The sequence below is a fragment of the Rhodococcus sp. SBT000017 genome (assembly GCF_003688915.1).
GTDB lineage: Bacteria > Actinomycetota > Actinomycetes > Mycobacteriales > Mycobacteriaceae > Rhodococcoides.
In genome coordinates this window covers 3,000,578-3,017,902 of sequence record NZ_REFU01000001.1, presented here as the reverse complement: position 1 = coordinate 3,017,902, position 17,325 = coordinate 3,000,578, and the positions used below count along the sequence as shown (strand labels likewise).

Here is a 17,325-nt window from a genome sequence, read left to right as displayed (position 1 = left end):
GGTTTGACCGATGCTCAATATATTGACTGCTAGTCAAACCCGTCGTAGCGTAGGTCACATCAGCGTTGCCGAGGAGAGGCGAGTTCGATGAGTTCGACGCAGGAAGAACAGGGCCGAGCGCCGTCGCGGGTGGGGCCCGACTACATCGCCCACTGGGTGGTGAAGTCCGCTCGTACCGAGGAGATGGTGCGGTGGTACGGCACGGTGTTCGGTGCCGAAATTGCGTACCAGGACGAGCAGATCACGTTCTTGACCTGGGACGACGAGTCGCACCGCCTGGCGATCGTCGCGGTGCCCAAGCCGGTGCGGTTCCTCTTCCCGCTGGCCAAGCTTCGGCGCAAGGCCTACGGAATCGACCACATCGCGTTGACCTTCGTCTCGCTCGAACGGCTCCTCGAGAACTACGTCCGGCTCAAGCGTCTGGGCATTCTCCCGGTGTGGTCCATCAACCACGGGCCCACGATCTCGCTCTACTACGAGGATCCCGACGGGATTCGCCTCGAGTTCCAGGTCGAGAACTTCGACCCCGACAACACCGCTGCGTTCTTCTTCACCGAGGAGTTCGCGAAGAACCCGATCGGCGTCAACATCGACCCCGATTACCTGCTCAGCCAGCTACGCAACGGCGTGCCGCACGAGGAACTTCGTCGGCGTGAAGCCGGAACTCGGCCCGGGCACCCGGTGATCGCCAACAAGAAGACCATCACGCCGAAAACTCTGTAGGGGGACTTCAAAGCTATGCCTGTCAACGTAATCCGTACCGCCGATGCCTGGTGGCGTCTCGATGGCGACCGCGCGATCGAGATCGACACGACGGCCGAGACCACCGGGCAGCTGCTCGGCGACCGCGATGCGATCACCGCCGCGTCGGGACCCGGCACGAGCGTCGCCGAACTCGAGCTCGTCTCTCCCGTCACCGCCCCGTGTCGGGTGGTGGCGCAGCTGCTCAACTATCGCTCGCACGCCATCGACGCCGGGTCGGACCCGAAGACTCTGCAGCCCACGTTCTTCCGCAAGTCCTCGGCGTCGATCAGCGGGCCGTTCGATCCCATCAGGCAGCCACCCGAGGTCGCACTGCTCGATTACGAGATCGAACTGGGGGTCGTGGTCGGAGCAGAGATTCCGATCGGAACCACGGTCACCGACGACACGCTGTCTAAGTACGTCGCCGGGTTGGTGGTGGCCAACGACGTCTCTGCGCGTGAGATCCAGCTGACCAAAGTGCAGGTGTACGAGAGCAAGTCGTATCCCACGTTCACCCCACTCGGGCCGCGGTTGGTTCTTCTCGACAACGACGAATTGCGCCGCATCCCCGAGTTGCACATGAGCCTGGCCGTCAACGGAGAATCGCGTCAGGATCAGACGATCGGCAACGACCTGATCACCCCGCCTGCCGAAGCTCTGACCAGGTTGGCCAGGTTTCAGAACATGACGGCCGGTGATGTGCTGCTGACCGGCACACCGATCGGGACCGCCATTTCTGCTCCGCCCAAGTTCGTGCAGAAGGTCGGCGAGTTGATTCCGCCTGCCCTCAAGTGGAAGTTCTTCTTCGCGCGCCAGGCGAAGAACCCGAACTATCTGTCGGTGGACGACGTCATCACGGCGAGTATCCGCACCGCCGACGGTGCCATCGATCTGGGCACGCAGAGGACCGTGGTCCGATGACCGCACCCGTCGTCATCATCGGGGCGGGGCCGGCGGGAACCACTGCTGCACTTCTGCTGGCTCGCAGAGGGATTCGGAGCATCGTCCTCGAGCGTCGGGAGAAACCACTGTTCCATCCGGCTGCGCATGTGATCAATGCCCGCACGTTGGAGATTTGGAACGAGTACGGCCCGGAGCTGGCGAAGTCGATCGCTGCGATGTCGCCGCCGCACGAGACCGTCAACCTGATCAGCTGGTACGGCGGTCTGGCCGATGGCGCGATCGGGTCGATCGACCTGCTCTCGGATCCCGATCGCAAGGCCATCGTCGAGAGCCAGAGCCCGTTCATGGTCTCGCACATCGGCCAGCACATCCTGATGCCGGTGTTGTGGGACGCGATCGAGGCGGAGCCGCTGATCGATTTTCGTCGTGGTGTCAACGTGCGGTCGGTCGACCCGGCCGTCGACGGTGTCCGCGTCACGGTGGGTGGGGATTCCTCCGAGATACAGGCTCAGTACGTGCTCGCGTGCGACGGCGCGAACAGCCCGACTCGTGATGCGGCCGGAATCTCCCTGTCCGGGCCGGTTCTGGCAAACATGGGTAGCGCCTTCTTCACCTCCACGACCCTCTTCCCCGACGATGCGCGGCCGTTGCTGAGTTGGATCTACACGCCCGAGCTGTGTGGAGTGCTCATCGCCCACGCCGAGAATCGATACATCCTGATGACGGCGTATCTCCATCCGGACCAGGAGATTGCCCGCAACGGTAAGCAGTTCTGGGCCGAGACGCTGCCGAAGGTGTTGAACGGTCACAACTTCGAGTTGGAGTCGACGGGCACGTGGGTGATGACGTCGCAGACCGCCGACAGCTTTCGGCGGGGTCGACTCCTGCTGCTCGGCGACGCTGCGCATCGGTTTCCGCATACCGGCGGCTTCGGACTCAACTCGGGAGTTCAGGACGCCCACAACATTGCCTGGAAGCTCGACGCAGTCCTGTCGGGGGCCGCGTCGGACTCGTTGCTCGACACCTACGACACCGAACGTCGTCCGGTGGTGGAGAAGTTCGCGAAACAGAGCGTGGACAACCACTTTCGGATGGATGCCATCGGGAAGAAGGTAGGCATCACCAATGTCATGCTGGCCAAGGCCACCACTGCGATGGGCCGTGCGCCGCTGAACAAGATCCCCGGTCGATTCATTGCCCCGATCGCCGCTACGGCAACGCGGAAGCAGATGAGTCGCTCCCGCAGGTTGAACCCACAGTTCGCCGGATCGGCCGGGTTGCGGCAGCAGATCGCCGACGCCATTCCGCTTCAGGTGGAGCACTTCGTCTCGACCGGCCTGCAGTTCGGCTACCTCTACGCCGGTTCGCTGATCGCGCAGGACGCGTCGAGCACGCCGGCCGAGGACGTGGTCGATTACGTCCCCACCACCTATCCCGGTGCCCGCCTTCCGCATGCGGTGCTGTCGGTGGACGGCACGCGTGTGGACGCGCACGACGCGCTGGATCCGAACAGGCTGACACTGTTGACGTTTGCCGGTGACGAGTGGGCCCCAGTGGTCTCGACGCTCGCAGCAGGCGGGCCCGGGGTGGTCACGGTTTCGGCCGATGCGCCGACCGGAACCGAGCGCAGGCAACTGATCGACCTGTACGAGGTGGGCGAGGTCGGGGCAGTGCTCGTGCGCCCCGACGGACATGTTGCGTGGCGTACCGCAGGCTCGGCGTCCGATGCCGGTGCGTCGCTCACCGGCTTTCTGAACACGAAGTGGGCGCCGTACTTCGCTGCCGTTTCCTAGACCGAAACCGAACCTCGTATGGATGCGAGTGCGCCCGGCTAGAGTGCGCGCATGCACAAAGTACCTCGCGCGATTCGGGCCATGGGAATCAATGCGGTTCGTCTGTACAACCGCCTGGAAGTGTCGGTCGCGCAACCGGTTCCCGACGAGCCTGTGTTGTTCGTGTGCAATCACGGGTTCGGCGGAGTGATCGATCTGAACGTCTTCGCCTTCGCAGCAGCGTACGACGATCTGGACCTGTCCAGGGAAGTGATCGCGTTGACGCACCAGATCGCGTGGACGCTGCGTGCAGGGAAATTGCTCGAGCCGTTCGGCGCTCGGCCGGCTGCTCGACAGAACGCTCTCGATGCGTTCGAAGAAGGACACAATGTTCTGGTCTTCCCCGGCGGCGACCTCGATGCACTCAAGTCGTGGCGGCAACGCAACGAGATCGTCTTCGCCGGACGCAGCGGCTACGCCCGTCTGGCGATGGAGGCCGGGGTGCCGATCGTTCCGGTGGTGACCGCGGGGGCTGGTGAGTCTCTCCTCGTCCTCAGTAGCGGGAAGCGCATCGCCAAAGCGCTTCGGCTGCACAAGTCGTCATTCAGGGTCAAGACGGTGCCCCTGTCGATATCCATTCCCTGGGGCGTCAATGTCGGGGTGGTCGGGTTGCTTCCGTATCTCCCACTACCGACGAAGCTCCAGACGTCGGTGCTCGCGCCGATGCGTCCCGAGCCCGACGAGTCCGCGGAGGAATTCGCGCATCGCGTTCACTCGGTGATGCAGGCAGAACTCGACGAATTGACCAAGGACCGCCTGCCGGTGATCGGCTGAGCCGGATCAGAGACTCTGATCGCCGGTGCCCGACGTGGGGTCGATGGCCGCATGTACTCCACCGCTGTACGACGTCGGAAGTTCTCGGCTGCACAGTGTTTCGGCCTCCTCGGCGGAGATTCCCAGTGCCCGCAGGACCCGTTGTGTCGTGCCGTCCACGGTTGTCGCTTCGTCGCGCTCGGGTTGGGCGAGCAGCAATCGCCCGATGGACAGCAGTGAACCGGCCACGATCGCGAGTGCGACATCTGCGTCGTCCACATCGAATCGCCCTTGAGCGGCGGCTGATTCGATATCGCGGCGTGAACGCGGTGCCAGGCCGCCGGCTGCCGCGAATGCCGCAGCCTCGGAATTGAGCAGCACGAGACTCAGTTGCGGCTCGAGGCGGAAGAGTCGTCCAGACAATCTGAAGGACTGGGTGAACTTCTCGACCGGGTCGTCCAGGCCCACGGTGAGTGAGTCGAGGTAGTCGCCTGCGGATTCGAGGGCCGCGTCGATGGCCGCCTGCCACAGCTCTTCTTTGGTCTCGAAGTAGTTGTAGAACGATCCGTTGCTGACGTCGGCGGCTTGGGTTATTTCCAGGACGGGTGCATTGGTGTTGCCGCTCGCCAGGAATCCTTGCGCGGCCCGAACGAGAGCGGCTCTGGTGCGAGCCTTTCGGCGCGCGACACGGTTGCCTTCCACCACGGGCTGCTCCTACTCGACAAGTTGTGAGGCCAGCCTATCGCCTGTCAAATATGACGATTTCGTCAAAAACCTTGACTGGCGACGCTCTCATGGGTGACGATATCGTCATTAACTGACCTGCATCGAGGACTTGCACATGACTCACGCTGTTTCGATCCCCCAGTACCGAACGAACATCTACTCCACCGACGCCATTCTCGATCCATACCCGCACTACGCGAGGTTGCGGGAACTGGGCCCGGTGGTGTGGCTCCCAGGTCAGCAGGTGTTCGCGATCACGCGGTACGCCGAGTGCAAGGCGGTGTTGCTCGACGACGAGACCTTCGTCTCCGGGGACGGCGTCGCGCTCAATCCCATCGCCAACCGGCTCGGCCGGGGTACGACCCTCAACAGCGACGGCGACGAGCACACATCGAAGCGCGCGGTTCTGGCACACCGGCTGACTCCGAAGGCTGTTCGGAAGATGACCACGGCGATCTCGGAGAAGGCAGAAAGCATCGTCGACGCCGCGTTGAGCAAGCAGTTCGTCGACGGCGTCGACGACCTCGCAACGGCACTGCCCATGTCGATCGTTCCCGACCTCGTCGGCTGGCCCGAAGACGGCCGCGAAGACCTCCTCCGTTGGGCCGGCGCAACGTTCGACTCCCTCGGCCCCGTCAATCGACATTCGGCGACCGCGGTGAAGGCTGCCACCGAGATGCTGAGCTTCTCCAAGCGGGTGGTGCGCGAGCGGTCGGTCCTGCCCGGAAGTATGGGCGAGGACGTGCTGATCGCCGCCGACGAGAATCGACTCGAGAAGTCGGCGTGCCCGGCACTGATGATCGACTACCTCGGCCCATCACTCGACACCACCATCGGAGCGATCTCCGGCGCACTGGACCTGTTCGCTCGGCACCCCGAGCAATGGCAGGCGATACGGCAGAACCCCGACCTGATTCCCAACGCCGTCAACGAGGTCGTCCGGTACGAGTCACCCATCCGAGCATTCTCTCGACGGGCAGTGCGCGACGCCGATGTCGGCGGATCGAGAATTCCCGCAGGGGCCCGCGTGCTGGTGATCTACGCGTCGGCGAACCGCGACGAACGGGAATGGGACAACCCCGATGCGTTCGACATCACCCGCGATGCGGCTCGCCAACTCGGCTTCGGTTCGGGTACGCACGGCTGCGCCGGTCAAGGACTGGCGCGTCTCGAAGCGCAGACCATGCTTCGTGTGCTGGCACGTCGGGTCGAACGATTCGTGCCCTCGGGAACACCGAAAAGGGCCGTCAACAACGTCATTCACCGATACGAACGCCTGCCACTGAAATTGGTGGCTGCAGAAGGGACACCGCAATGAGAATCGCCGTCGACTGGGATCGGTGCGAAGGACATGGAATCTGCGCCGATCAAGCGCCCAAGGTCTTCAGCCTGGACGACGAGGGCGAGCTGCACTACGCCTTCGATGGTGGCGACATACCCGACGACCTTGCCTCCGCGGCACGTTCGGCAATCGGCGCGTGTCCGGTAGCGGCTCTCCGAGAGAGCAAGTGAGCGCCGCCGACCGTCGCATCGTCGTCGTCGGAGACTCCATCGCCGGGTGCACCGCCGTCCGCGAGCTCCGCGCCCGTGGGCACCAGGGTTCGATCGTCATGATCGGTGCCGACGAGGACGGCTGCTATGCAAGACCGCCGCTGTCGAAGCATGTGCTCAAAGGTGAAGCAGCCGAGGCAGAAACGTGGGACCTGTCGGATCTCGGTATCACGGCGATCGTCGATCCCGCGGTGTCGATGGATACGACGCGACGAGTGGTCACCACGACTGCCGGAATCGACGTTCCCTACGACGCTCTGATCGTGGCCACCGGAGCGTCCGCCCGGCGCATCGCCGGTCCTGATCAGGCGGGCGAGATCGTGCTGCGGACCTTCGCGGACGTCCGCGCCCTGCGTTCGACACTGGACGAGGCCTCGACCGCAGTCGTGGTGGGTGCAGGGTTCCTCGGCATGGAGTTCGCCAGTGCCTGCGCTGCACGAGGAATCGCGGTGACCGTCGTCGATGTGGATCCACCGTTGCAGCGGCTCCTGGGTTCCTTCCTGTCCGACGCGATAGTCGCGCGAGCCCAGGCTGCGTCGGTCGAGTTCGTTCGGGCGGACGCCCCCGTCACGTTGGTCGGTGATCCCGTCACGGGTATCGAGTTCGCAGATCGAACGCTGACTGCCGACCTCGTCGTCACCTGCGCCGGGGATGAGCCGCAGACGAGTTGGCTGGACGGTGCCGGTATCGCGGACCGGATCGGGGTCGGTATCGACTACCGCTGCGCCACCACCGTTCCCGGTATCTTTGCCGCCGGAGATGTCGCGTACTCGCGCACGGCGTCGCGTCGAGCACCGTTCTGGTCGAATGCCGTCGCGCAGGGCAAAGTTGCTGCGGCCTCCGCTCTCGGCGTCGAACCGACCTGCGCACCCACCGACGACTATTTCTGGACCGAGATCCTGGGGCTGTCCATCAAAGTCGTCGGTCCTCTTCCCCTGCAGGGAGATCCGACCGTTCTGGAAGGATCCGTCGACGACGGGTCTGCCCTGCTGCAGTGGACCCACGACGACGGCCGCACCACCATCGTCGCATTCGGCATCAAGAAGCCCGTCGGTCTGCTCCGGCGGTTGGCTCGCGAGAACACTGTCTCCACTACCTGAGGATTGTAATCATGGCTATCGGCACCACACTTGTACGACGCCTTCCCGAAATCGTCGGGTTGGGCCGTGCGGCAATCGGAATCGCCCATATGATCGCGCCCACTCGCGCCAACGAACTCCTGGCCGGACCCGACGCCGCTGTGGCAACCACGCGTGCTGCCGCCCGCACCTTCGGAATCCGCGAAATCTACATCGGTGGCGGGCTCTATGCGGCCACCAGGTATGCACCGAAGTTGGTGCGCCCCTTGCTGCGCGCCGGGGTGGCAGTCGATGTCTGGGATACCGGTGCCTTCGCTCTGACCGCGTATCTGCCGCAGCGCACGCGCGTGGCAGGCTGCGCCATCGCCGGAGGTTTCGTTGTTGCCGGTGTGCTTGCCGATATACAGCTCTGACGCAGTAAGACAGGGAGTGGTTGTCGTTCTGCGACAACCACTCCCTGTCTGCGTCTCGGACTACTGCGCTAAGCGGTGCCGCTGAGCTGTAGTCCCTCGACGACCGCCGCCACCCGGGCGTAGTCGTCCGACGAGATCTCCCGATCGCTGGCGTAGATGAACTTGTCGGGCCGAACGAGGAAACCCCGTGCTCGCGATCGGTGCATCTGCCGCTCCAATGTGCCCTCGCTGTCCACGTAGTGTCCGGCAGCCACGTCGTGGACGGCTACGGCAGAGGAGTATTCGAGTTTCACTTCGTGCACACCGGCTTCGGCGAGAGGCGTCGGAATCGGTGCCGATGGGAAGCCCACCCAGGTCCACTTGTTGTCCAGCACGGTGTCCAAACGCACCGGGGTCAGATCCGATCCCGTGACCCAGGGCTGAGCGATGAAACTTCCACGGGGGCTGCGTCGCAACGCGGTACGGCCGAAGAACCCGCCCGTGGTCCCGAGTTGGTATCGAGGTTTGAGTCCGTTGCTCTTGATCAGGGGGCCCAGGGTCGGCAGCTTCATGGCTGCACGAATCACGCTGTCTCGCATGCGGACTGCCGTGGGGTTCTCGAGCATCACCAACTTCCCGATTCGCAACGAGAAGTCGGTCAGTTGCTGCACGTTCGGTCGGCGTTCCGGCTCGTAGGTGTCGAGCAGGCTCGGGCTCGCGTGGGCGTTGAGGACTGCATCGAGTTTCCAGCACAGGTTCGCCACGTCGCGGACTCCGGACGAGACGCCCTGCCCGGCGAACGGCGGCATGATGTGTGCGGCGTCGCCGGCCAGAAAGGCCCGCCCCTTTCTCCACTGTTCGGCCTGGCGGATGTGGAAGGTGTAACCCCAGCTCCGGTAGATCTCCACCTGGTCGTAGTCGATCCCGCGTTCGGCCAGCAGGCCGCGTAGGCCCTCCTCGGTCTGCAGCTGCTCGACGGTCTCGCCCTTGTTGACCCGAAATTCGACGCGGTGATATCCCATGGGGCATGGGCAGTCGACGCCCGGGCGATGGGGATCGGAAATGAAGGTGAAGTCCAGCGGAGCATCGACGGGCAGGTCGTACCACGCTCGCAGTTGGATATCGAACCACGGCTCTTCGATGTGTTTGCCGGGCAGAGCAATTCCGAGAAGTTTGCGGATCGAGCTCGAACCACCGTCGCATGCGATCACGTAGCGGCCGGTGATGGTCCGGTCCGGACTCCCGTCGGCCGGGCGAAGTGTGACGGTCACGCTCTGCTCGTCCTGCACCAGGTCGATCGCGTCGTACCCCGGCATGACGGTGACGGAAGGGAACCGCTCGATGCCCTGCCGCAGAACACGTTCGAGCTCGGGCTGATGGTAGTAACACATGCCGGGAACACCCTGGTCGTGGCTCTGCGACGAGGTCATCGACAGGAATGTCTTGTCGCCGTGCTTGAAGTGCACCCGGACGTCGGTCGACATCGTGGCGAGCATGTCGTCGAACAGTCCCAGGCCTTGCCACACCCGGTGGGCATCCTCGTCCGAGGCGATCGCACGTTGGCGCGGATAGATGGAGACGTCGCGCTCGGCGACGGCGGTGCGAATACCGCGCTGGCCCAGCAAGTTGGCGGCGGTTGCTCCGGTGGGGCCGAATCCAATGATGACGACGTCCACATCGAGAGTGGGGGAGCCGACGTCGTTGCTGCTGGTCATGTTGTTCCTCGAAGTTGGGCGACTGTGCGCGACAGGGTGCCGGGGGACTTGACTGACGATACCGCCATGCGTGACGATAACGTCATTCCCTAAGGAGTATGGCATGAATCACTCAGGCTGCAAGGGCTCGACATGATCGAGGCGCACCGACGCTCGACCACCATCCCGCTCGGTGCCGCGTTCTTCGTGGCGTTGGCTCTGTTCATCGGATGGAGCGTCACCCGGTACGACGGAACGTTCGACGACGCAGTCCACGTCGACCTGATCCTGAACTCCGCAGGCAACGCGCTGCCGCAACGCGCGGACGTCAAGTTTCGTGGTGTCGTTGTCGGGCATGTCGATTCGACCACTGCGCGTGATGGTGTCGTCGTCGCGCATCTGGCGATCACGCCGTCCTACGCCACGGCGATCACATCCGACGCCACCGCGCGTTTGCTGCCCAAGACGCTCTTCGGGGAGCGGTACGTCGCCCTGCTCGATCCCGCGGGCCCAGCCGACCCGATCGTCGACGGTTCGGTGCTCGAGCAGGACGTCAGCGGTAACGCGATCGAGGTGGGAGTGTTGCTCGACGGACTGCTGCCGTTGTTGGAGGCCGTCCCTCCTCAGGACCTGGCCAATACCCTCGGTGCGCTGGCGCAAGGACTCTCCGGGCGAGGTGAGCAACTGGGCTCCACGATCGATCGGCTCGAGAACATCTTCGCGCAGGTGAACGCAGAGATGCCGTCGCTCCAGGAGGATATTCGAGGTGTTGCAGACCTCGCCGACACCTACTCCGACGCCCTGCCGTCAGTGGTCGACGCTCTCGACAACCTCCGGGTCACGGGGAACACGGTCGTCGAACGCCGCCCCGCGATCGATACCCTGATCGCGTCGCTGACCTCGAGTTCCTCGACCACTGCGGACTTCCTCGCGGCCAACTCCGAAAACATCATCAGCTTGGCGGCCGATTCACGGGAGCTGCTCGAAACGCTCGAGGAGTACATCCCGACCGTCGACTGCTTCCTCGATCAGATCGTCGCCGTGACGCCCCAGATTCCCGAAGTGCTCGACACGGAAAACGAGTTCCCCGGAATCCAGGGAACAGCGGAGTTCGTCAATCCCAAGGGGCGCTACCTGCCGAACCAGGACGAGCCTCGTTTCTTGGACGACCGTGGGCCACAGTGTCATCAGAGCGTAGTTCCGGGCAGCGGCGAGAACGCCCCGCAGTATCCGGGTGGCTCGTTCAACGATGGTTCGTATCAGGTGCCGTCGCGCAACCCCGGGCCGCAGGATGCAGGTGGCATCACCGCGAACGAACGGGTGTTTCCTGCGACACCGGCCGCATACGCCGGATCCGATGTCGAGCGAAGCACCCTCGACGTCGTCTACGCCAACAGGCTGGGGATCTCGCCCTCGGACATTCCCTCCTGGACAACGGCATTGGGAGCACCGGCGATGAGAGGAAATCAGATCGAGCTGAAGTAGGGCTCTGTCAGAACACCAGCGAGCGGGCAGGCAACCCGGCCACTCCTTCTCTGGCGAATGCTGCCCATGTCCGACGTACCCTGGCGGCCAACGCCGTCGGCGGTGTGTGGCCGGCCAGCATGGGCGCGTCCGACCACGCGTCACCGAACAGCAACGGCAATTCGATACAGTGACATGCCCCCAACGGTGCACCTTTCGGTGCCCAGTCGACTCGGTACGAAGCGACCCGTCCACCGGCGCGGTGCCACATCTTCACCATCGAATCCACACCGAACAGCATGTTGGTGACGAGACGGACGACCGGAGCGGTGAGCACCGAACTGACAACACCGAACCTGTTCAGCCACAGCATGTTCGACACGATGTCGACGAACGGCGCAGCATCGTCCCTGGTGTGACCGATCAGCAGTTCGACGCGAGTGGCTGTCTTGCGTAGGGCGGCGTCGGGGTCACCGGACAGTGGCTCTAGGTGAGCAACCGGCCCGAACGGCATTCCGCCCGCGGCGCCGAACCTGCGCACGGCCTGAGTCACGGCTCGCTCTGCATCGAGCACCTCCGACGCAGGTGCGGTGGCCGGGTCCGTGGAGAACCGACTCGCGAAAGCCTTTCGTGCCGTGTCGTACAGCGCCGAACGGCCCGAGCGCAAGCCGAGCGGTGCGCTCTGCACGATTGCTCGCGAGAACAACCCTGCGGCCGCCTCGCAGGCCATCAGCGAGAGGATGGCATCGCCGCCCGCGGACTGACCGAACAGGGTCACAGTGGTCGGGTCGCCGCCGAATCGAGCGATGTTGGTCGACACCCAGCGCAGTGCCGCGATCTGATCCTGAACACCGATGTTGCTGTCTCCCGACTCTTTCGGGGTCAGGTAACCGAAGCCGCCGAGCCTGAAGGTGACGCTGACGACCACGACGCCCTCCCGAACGAGCTGGTCCGCGTCGTACTTCTCGGCCTCGCCGCCGCCGGAGACGTAGCCGCCGCCGTGCAACCAGACCATGACCGGAAGTCCCTCGGCCGCAGCGGGAGCGGTCACCGACAGTACGAGACAGTCCTCGCTCTGTTCGAGCCGGTCGATCATCGGACCGGTGACATTGTCGAGCCGGGAGGGCAATTGAACGCAGGCCGGACCGCGGCGGGTGGCGTCGCGCGTCGTGCCCGGGGTGTCGACCGGTTCCGGCCGCCGAAAGCGTGTGGCGGTGGCGTAGGGGATTCCCCGTGCGTGGATCAGCCCGTCGAATTCGACTGTCTCGAGATCTCCGCTGGTGGTGCCCGTGATCGTTCGCCGCGTCGATCCGGCCGTTGTCTCGTCGTTCAAGTCCAGAACCCCCCTGTGTCGAACAGCGTGAGCATATCGTCCGCCCGTGGCGTCATAATCGGACCATGCGGTCCAAGCAGAAGATTCTCGACGCCACACTCGGCTTGATCGCCGAGTCCGGCTTCGAGGGCGTCACGATCGCGGCCGTGGCTCGTGCTGCTGGTGTCACGCGTCAGACGGTGTATTCGATCTTCACCACCCGCGAGGACGTCATTTCCGAGGCGATGGTGGGGCTCATCGTCGAGGTCCTGGGTGGCATCAGGGAAAAGGCCGATCAGGCCGAGACTCCGACGGAGTTCATCGTCGAGACGATCGTCGCCGCGCGCAATCTCATTCGGCGCGAACCGGTGCTCAATTCGTTGTTGCGCTCGGGCAACGCCAACCCGCTGTTCGACGCGGACATGATGGATCGGGCGCTACCGGTGGTTCGTCAGTTCCTCGACGGCTACGTCGAGCGCAATCCAGGTTTCGACTCCGGGCAGTTCGACGGTATCGACGGGGTCATCGTGCGGGTGGGTCTGTCGGTGATCCTGTTCGACGACCCCTCCATTCACGAGGACGACGGTTTGCGTCACTATCTCGAGCGCTGGTTGATTCCCGTCCTGCGTTTTGGTTAGCCCGGAAAACTTGACACCTGTGGGCTCTTCTGTCTAGTTTTGCACGGCGCGTACGTGTGACCCGAGTCTCTGTGCGTGCGCATCCGCGACTGTGGGGGGAACGTGTCGAAGCTGAATCGTCGGTCATTTCTGGGCGCTACTGCGGTGGCCGGCCTGGCTGCAGTGGCGGGTACCGGCGTGGCCCGCGCAGCCACCGGCTCCAGAACTCAGGTTTCGCTGACCCGTGAGGACCATCGCGTCGTTGTGATCGGATCGGGATTCGGCGGTGGCGTCGCGGCGTTGCGTCTGGCCGAGGCCGGCATACCCGTTCTGGTGCTCGAGCGCGGAAGGCGTTGGCCCACAGGGCCGAATGCGAATACCTTCCCCAACGCGACCGCGCCGGACAAGAGAATGCTGTGGTACGGCTCGAGCCCCAATCTGTTCGGTAGGCCCGTTCCGTTCGATCCGTACGTCGGTCTGCTCGAGGCCGTCCCCGGCGACAACATGACCGCGCTGTGCGCCGCGGGTGTCGGCGGCGGATCTCTGATCTATCAGGGAATGACGCTGCAGCCGTCGCAGGCCGTGTTCGAGACACACTTTCCGATCGAGCTCGACTGGACGAGGTTGAATGCAGTCCACTATCCCCGGGTCGCGCGGATGCTGCAGCTCGCGCAGGCCCCGGACGAGTTGATCGACACTCCCAACTATCGAGCGGCGCGGGTATTCGCGGACAGTGCGCGTCGAGCGGGGCTGCCGGTGTCGAAGATTCCGATGCCGATCGACTGGAACTACGCGCTCGACGAGACGCGCGGGGTGATGACGCCGTCGTACACCAACGGTGCGGGCGCGTTCGGAGTGAACAACGGCGGCAAGCATTCTGTCGACGTCACCTACATCGCGGCCGCTGAGGCGACCGGTCGGGCAACCGTGGCAACACAGCACAACGTCACGTATGTCGAGCGCGCTGCCGACGGCCGCTGGGTCGTCCACGTGGACCGAATCGATTCCGACGGAACGGTGTTGGAGAACAAGATCCTCACCACCGGTGCACTGATCATGGCGGCGGGAAGCCTCAACACCACCAAGATGCTCGTCCGCGCGAGCGCCACCGGAGCCATTCCCGATCTGCCGGACGAACTCGGGCAGGGCTGGGGCACCAACGCCGACCGCATCTACGTGTGGTCCAGTATCGAGCAGCAATTCGGTGCGCCGCAGGGTGGTCCGGTGGTGTTCGGCAGCTTGAACTGGGACGACCCGCGCACTGCACACACCGTCATCCAGGCATCGATACCACCACTGTCCTTCGACGCCCGCAGCACCATGCTCGTCGGCTACGGAGTCAGCAACGGGCGCGGCCACTTCGGCTACGACTCGGCGCAAGACCAGGCCCAGCTGCACTGGCCGGCCAACGGCGACTCCGTCATTCAGGACGGATCCATCGACCCGACGGTTCGTCGCATCGCCGGTACCGGCAGCATTCTCACCGACACCAATGCGCTGTTTCCATCCACCTGGCATCCGTTGGGCGGGGCCAACATGGGCCCGGTGTGCGACCTCGACGGCCGCGTACACGGCCAACGCGGACTGTATGTGCTCGACGGTGCCCTGATGCCCGGCAACACCGCGGCCTGTAACCCGTCCATGACCATCGCTGCGCTCGCCGAACGAGCACTGGACAACATCGTCGCTCGCGACCTCGGCACCGTCATCTGACACTCGGAAGAAAGAGACCGATGTACCCGTATCGCACCATGATTCGTGTTCTCGTGGGCACCGCACTGCTGGCATCGTCGGTGACCGCGCTCGGTACCTCGACTGCGCATGCCGATCCCGTCGACGACTTCTACGTGCCACCTGCGCAACTCGAAGACAACCCGGGGTCCGTCGTTCGGACGCAACCGATGTCGTTGTTCGCCGCTCTGCCCGGTGCGGACGGGGTGTATCCGGCGCAGGCACAGCGCGTCATGTACACCTCCCGCACGCAGGACGGTGCGCCCGTCGGGGTGACGGGTACGTTCATCGACACCGAGGTGCCGTGGCGAGGTGCGGGCCCGCGTCCGACGATCGTCGTGGCACCGGGCACGATGGGTCAGGGAGACCAGTGCGCACCGTCGCGAGCCTTCCCGACCTCGATCAACGCTGTGACGCAACCATTGTCGATCTCGTTCAACCAGGAACTGTTGTCCTCGGCGCTGTGGGGGTCGATGGGCGCGAACGTGTTCGTCACGGACTACATCGGATTGGGAACGCCCGGTATCCACACCTACGTGAACAGGCCGGAGCAAGGTCATGCGGTGCTCGACGGTGCCCGCGCCGCACTCGAACTCGCGGGTGACGCGGACGCGCCCATCGGAATCTGGGGCTACTCGCAGGGCGGTGGTGCCGCAGCGGCCGCCGCCGAACTCGCGTCGGAGTACGCACCGGAACTCGATCTGAAGGGAACGTGGGCCGGCGCACCGACGGCGGACCTTCTGGATGTGTTGGGGACGGTCGACGGCACCCTGATCGGCGGTGTGATCGGCTATGCCCTCAACGGTTTCATCGAGCGGGACCCCACGTTGAAGCCGCTCGTGGATAGCAGGCTCACCGATCACGGCAAGGCGGTGCTGAACGAACTGTCGACCGAATGCATCGGCGACACCATTCTCGAGCATCCGTTTCTGCGCACGGAGTCGTTGACGAAGGACGGCAAGTCGATGCTCGAGAACCTTCGCGCCATTCCCCAGGCCGGTGAGATCTTCGACGAGCAACGCATCGGTCGACGCACACTCAACGCTCCGGTGTTGATTACCAGCGGAATCAACGACGACACAGTGCCGTACGGGCAGGCCCGGCAGTTGGCGGACGACTGGTGCGGTCGCGGTGCGACCGTGCAGTTCAACAGCAACCCATTGCCGCCGATTCTGCAGGGTGCGGTGTTGCCGAACCACTTCGGGCCGCAGCTGATCGACGGCTACGGTGGAGAAGCTGCCCAGTTCTTGATGGACAGGTTCGCCGATCGTCCCTTGGCAGCATGTACTTTCGACTGATCATCGACCGCTGGCGATGGCGGGAGATGCGAGAGTTCTATCGCCGCAACCGTATCGACGGCGCGCTGAGCGCCGCGCAACGGGTGAACGACTATCTCGCCGTTGCCGACGCCTTCGGCCTCACCTGGCCTCAAAACGAGAGGCGTGTGCACGCACTCCTTCTCGATTTGGGAGAGTCCGATCCCTCGGCGGTGAGCAGGTCGATCAGAGGGAGTGCGGTGTCGGTGACACTCTGTCCGGTCATTCCGTTGCGGGCCCGTGCTACCGACTAGGGACGCCTCCCACCGGCGACACGTATCGCGTCGCATCCGGGCTGTCATCGACTCGGGTGGTCCGACCATCGTCTTTCAGCCGATCGTTCGCGCCGTCGACGGCGCGACCATCGTCTTTCAGCCGATCGTTCGCGCCGTCGACGGCGCGATCGAGGGATACGAGGCTCTCTCACGTTTTCCGGAAGGCGGCGGCACCACCGAGAGGTGGTTCGCCGACGCCGTGTGCTGTGGACTCGGGGCAGCTCTCGACACGTCTGCCGTCATGAATGCCCTGAAGGAGTCCGCTCAGCTCCCGCACGGATCGTTCCTTGCTGTGAACCTCTGTGCCGCAACACTACTGGCCGACTTCTCGTTGGTGGGACATCTCGTCGAATTCGGGCAAAAGCGGCACCTGATCGTGGAGATCACCGAGCACGCCACCATCGACGACGAGGTCGGGGTGCTGGCGGTGCTGGCCGAACTCAGACGCGGCGGCGTCGACATCGCCGTCGACGATGTGGGCTCGGGCTACGCGGGTCTGCGTCACCTGGTGCTGCTCGAACCCGATGTCATCAAGCTCGACGCATTCGTCGTGCACGGCATGAGGGAGAACAGGATCAAGATGGTGGTGGCCGAACTGATCCTGGAATTCGCGCGAAAGACCGGCGCGCGCTGCGTGTTCGAGGGCATCGAGACCGACGACGATCTCGAAGTCGCCACGTCGATCGGGGCCGACTTGCTGCAGGGCTATCGATTGGGTCGCCCTGCAGCGATGCATCAGTTCACGCGGGACTGACTACTACTTCCGCCTAATTTAGGCGATGTTAGGCGTAAGCTAGGTGTTAACTGGGATGTCTGGTCGAGTTACACGGCCTAAATTCACCGGTGCTAGGTGCAAATTAGTCGAACGAGGAGGCATCATCAAGACACCCGCGCCGCCGCCATCCTTCGAGTCGATTGCGCGGAAAATTCAACTGT

Annotated in this window: 17 protein-coding genes; 14 read left to right on the top strand and 3 right to left on the bottom strand. The window is 64.1% G+C overall.

The genetic code is table 11. From position 1 onward, the window contains the following. Positions 1-87 precede the first annotated feature (87 nt). Genes AYK61_RS14045 through AYK61_RS14030 form a run of 4 tightly spaced genes read left to right on the top strand, consistent with a single transcriptional unit; the run spans position 88 to position 4,253 of the window. Complete coding sequence (locus AYK61_RS14045) at positions 88-723, top strand: VOC family protein (protein WP_121871217.1); 636 nt, start codon at positions 88-90, stop codon at positions 721-723. Between the two features lie 15 nt (positions 724-738). Then, positions 739-1,665 (top strand): fumarylacetoacetate hydrolase family protein, encoded by a 927-nt coding sequence (locus tag AYK61_RS14040; RefSeq protein WP_121871216.1) that lies wholly within the window; start codon positions 739-741, stop codon positions 1,663-1,665. Further along, on the top strand, positions 1,662-3,440 hold the full coding sequence (locus AYK61_RS14035) for an FAD-dependent monooxygenase (protein ID WP_121871215.1): 1,779 nt from the start codon (positions 1,662-1,664) through the stop codon (positions 3,438-3,440). The genes AYK61_RS14040 and AYK61_RS14035 overlap by 4 nt, the downstream gene beginning before the upstream one ends. 51 nt (positions 3,441-3,491) lie before the next feature. Next, positions 3,492-4,253, top strand: coding sequence for a lysophospholipid acyltransferase family protein (locus AYK61_RS14030; RefSeq protein ID WP_121871214.1), 762 nt, complete (start codon positions 3,492-3,494; stop codon positions 4,251-4,253). A 6-nt stretch (positions 4,254-4,259) separates the two neighbouring features. Here AYK61_RS14030 and AYK61_RS14025 read toward each other — a convergent pair whose 3' ends face one another. After that, positions 4,260-4,937 (bottom strand): TetR/AcrR family transcriptional regulator, encoded by a 678-nt coding sequence (locus tag AYK61_RS14025; protein ID WP_121871213.1) that lies wholly within the window; start codon positions 4,935-4,937, stop codon positions 4,260-4,262. A gap of 136 nt (positions 4,938-5,073) precedes the next feature. Between AYK61_RS14025 and AYK61_RS14020 the strand changes: the two genes are divergently transcribed. The 4 genes from AYK61_RS14020 to AYK61_RS14005 are packed head-to-tail and all read left to right on the top strand — an operon-like array spanning position 5,074 to position 8,001. After that, a complete protein-coding gene (locus tag AYK61_RS14020; protein ID WP_121871212.1) occupies positions 5,074-6,276 on the top strand; it encodes a cytochrome P450 in 1,203 nt (400 codons plus the stop codon). Further along, a complete protein-coding gene (locus AYK61_RS14015) occupies positions 6,273-6,470 on the top strand; it encodes a ferredoxin (protein WP_121871211.1) in 198 nt (65 codons plus the stop codon). The genes AYK61_RS14020 and AYK61_RS14015 overlap by 4 nt, the downstream gene beginning before the upstream one ends. Continuing rightward, the gene (locus AYK61_RS14010; RefSeq protein WP_121871210.1) at positions 6,467-7,609 is read left to right on the top strand and encodes an NAD(P)/FAD-dependent oxidoreductase; all 1,143 of its coding nucleotides are present in this window, start codon (positions 6,467-6,469) and stop codon (positions 7,607-7,609) included. Before AYK61_RS14015 ends, AYK61_RS14010 begins: the two co-directional genes overlap by 4 nt. A gap of 11 nt (positions 7,610-7,620) precedes the next feature. After that, positions 7,621-8,001: a hypothetical protein gene (locus AYK61_RS14005; protein WP_121871209.1), complete on the top strand. Its 381-nt coding sequence runs from the start codon at positions 7,621-7,623 to the stop codon at positions 7,999-8,001. A gap of 68 nt (positions 8,002-8,069) precedes the next feature. Here AYK61_RS14005 and AYK61_RS14000 read toward each other — a convergent pair whose 3' ends face one another. After that, the gene (locus AYK61_RS14000) at positions 8,070-9,695 is read right to left on the bottom strand and encodes an FAD-dependent monooxygenase (protein ID WP_183130278.1); all 1,626 of its coding nucleotides are present in this window, start codon (positions 9,693-9,695) and stop codon (positions 8,070-8,072) included. 132 nt (positions 9,696-9,827) lie between these two features. Here AYK61_RS14000 and AYK61_RS13995 point away from each other — a divergent pair, with 132 nt between their 5' ends. Next, positions 9,828-11,159, top strand: coding sequence for an MCE family protein (locus tag AYK61_RS13995; protein WP_121871207.1), 1,332 nt, complete (start codon positions 9,828-9,830; stop codon positions 11,157-11,159). 7 nt (positions 11,160-11,166) lie between these two features. Here AYK61_RS13995 and AYK61_RS13990 read toward each other — a convergent pair whose 3' ends face one another. Further along, entirely contained in the window at positions 11,167-12,471 is a 1,305-nt protein-coding gene (locus AYK61_RS13990) for a carboxylesterase family protein (protein WP_259468055.1), read from the bottom strand. A gap of 65 nt (positions 12,472-12,536) precedes the next feature. Here AYK61_RS13990 and AYK61_RS13985 point away from each other — a divergent pair, with 65 nt between their 5' ends. The 5 genes from AYK61_RS13985 (at position 12,537) to AYK61_RS13965 (ending at position 17,143) form a co-directional block, all read left to right on the top strand. Continuing rightward, positions 12,537-13,088, top strand: coding sequence for a TetR/AcrR family transcriptional regulator (locus tag AYK61_RS13985; protein WP_121871206.1), 552 nt, complete (start codon positions 12,537-12,539; stop codon positions 13,086-13,088). A 102-nt stretch (positions 13,089-13,190) separates the two neighbouring features. Beyond that, on the top strand, positions 13,191-14,780 hold the full coding sequence (locus AYK61_RS13980; RefSeq protein WP_121871205.1) for a GMC oxidoreductase: 1,590 nt from the start codon (positions 13,191-13,193) through the stop codon (positions 14,778-14,780). Positions 14,781-14,818: 38 nt separating this feature from the next. Continuing rightward, the gene (locus AYK61_RS13975; protein WP_121872744.1) at positions 14,819-16,096 is read left to right on the top strand and encodes a lipase family protein; all 1,278 of its coding nucleotides are present in this window, start codon (positions 14,819-14,821) and stop codon (positions 16,094-16,096) included. After that, entirely contained in the window at positions 16,081-16,368 is a 288-nt protein-coding gene (locus AYK61_RS13970; protein WP_121871204.1) for a hypothetical protein, read from the top strand. Before AYK61_RS13975 ends, AYK61_RS13970 begins: the two co-directional genes overlap by 16 nt. After that, on the top strand, positions 16,355-17,143 hold the full coding sequence (locus AYK61_RS13965; protein ID WP_121871203.1) for an EAL domain-containing protein: 789 nt from the start codon (positions 16,355-16,357) through the stop codon (positions 17,141-17,143). Before AYK61_RS13970 ends, AYK61_RS13965 begins: the two co-directional genes overlap by 14 nt. The last annotated feature ends 182 nt before the right edge of the window (positions 17,144-17,325 follow it).

Bases quoted from the DNA above. Each gene is read 5' to 3' on its own strand.
- AYK61_RS14020 (WP_121871212.1), top strand. From the start codon at position 5,074: ATGACTCACGCTGTTTCGATCCCCCAGTACCGAACGAACATCTACTCC.
- AYK61_RS13970 (WP_121871204.1), top strand. From the start codon at position 16,081: ATGTACTTTCGACTGATCATCGACCGCTGGCGATGGCGGGAGATGCGA.
- AYK61_RS13995 (WP_121871207.1), top strand. From the start codon at position 9,828: ATGATCGAGGCGCACCGACGCTCGACCACCATCCCGCTCGGTGCCGCG.
- AYK61_RS13985 (WP_121871206.1), top strand. From the start codon at position 12,537: ATGCGGTCCAAGCAGAAGATTCTCGACGCCACACTCGGCTTGATCGCC.
- AYK61_RS14015 (WP_121871211.1), top strand. From the start codon at position 6,273: ATGAGAATCGCCGTCGACTGGGATCGGTGCGAAGGACATGGAATCTGC.
- AYK61_RS13975 (WP_121872744.1), top strand. From the start codon at position 14,819: ATGATTCGTGTTCTCGTGGGCACCGCACTGCTGGCATCGTCGGTGACC.
- AYK61_RS14000 (WP_183130278.1), bottom strand. From the start codon at position 9,695: ATGACCAGCAGCAACGACGTCGGCTCCCCCACTCTCGATGTGGACGTC.
- AYK61_RS14045 (WP_121871217.1), top strand. From the start codon at position 88: ATGAGTTCGACGCAGGAAGAACAGGGCCGAGCGCCGTCGCGGGTGGGG.
- AYK61_RS14040 (WP_121871216.1), top strand. From the start codon at position 739: ATGCCTGTCAACGTAATCCGTACCGCCGATGCCTGGTGGCGTCTCGAT.
- AYK61_RS14005 (WP_121871209.1), top strand. From the start codon at position 7,621: ATGGCTATCGGCACCACACTTGTACGACGCCTTCCCGAAATCGTCGGG.
- AYK61_RS14035 (WP_121871215.1), top strand. From the start codon at position 1,662: ATGACCGCACCCGTCGTCATCATCGGGGCGGGGCCGGCGGGAACCACT.
- AYK61_RS14030 (WP_121871214.1), top strand. From the start codon at position 3,492: ATGCACAAAGTACCTCGCGCGATTCGGGCCATGGGAATCAATGCGGTT.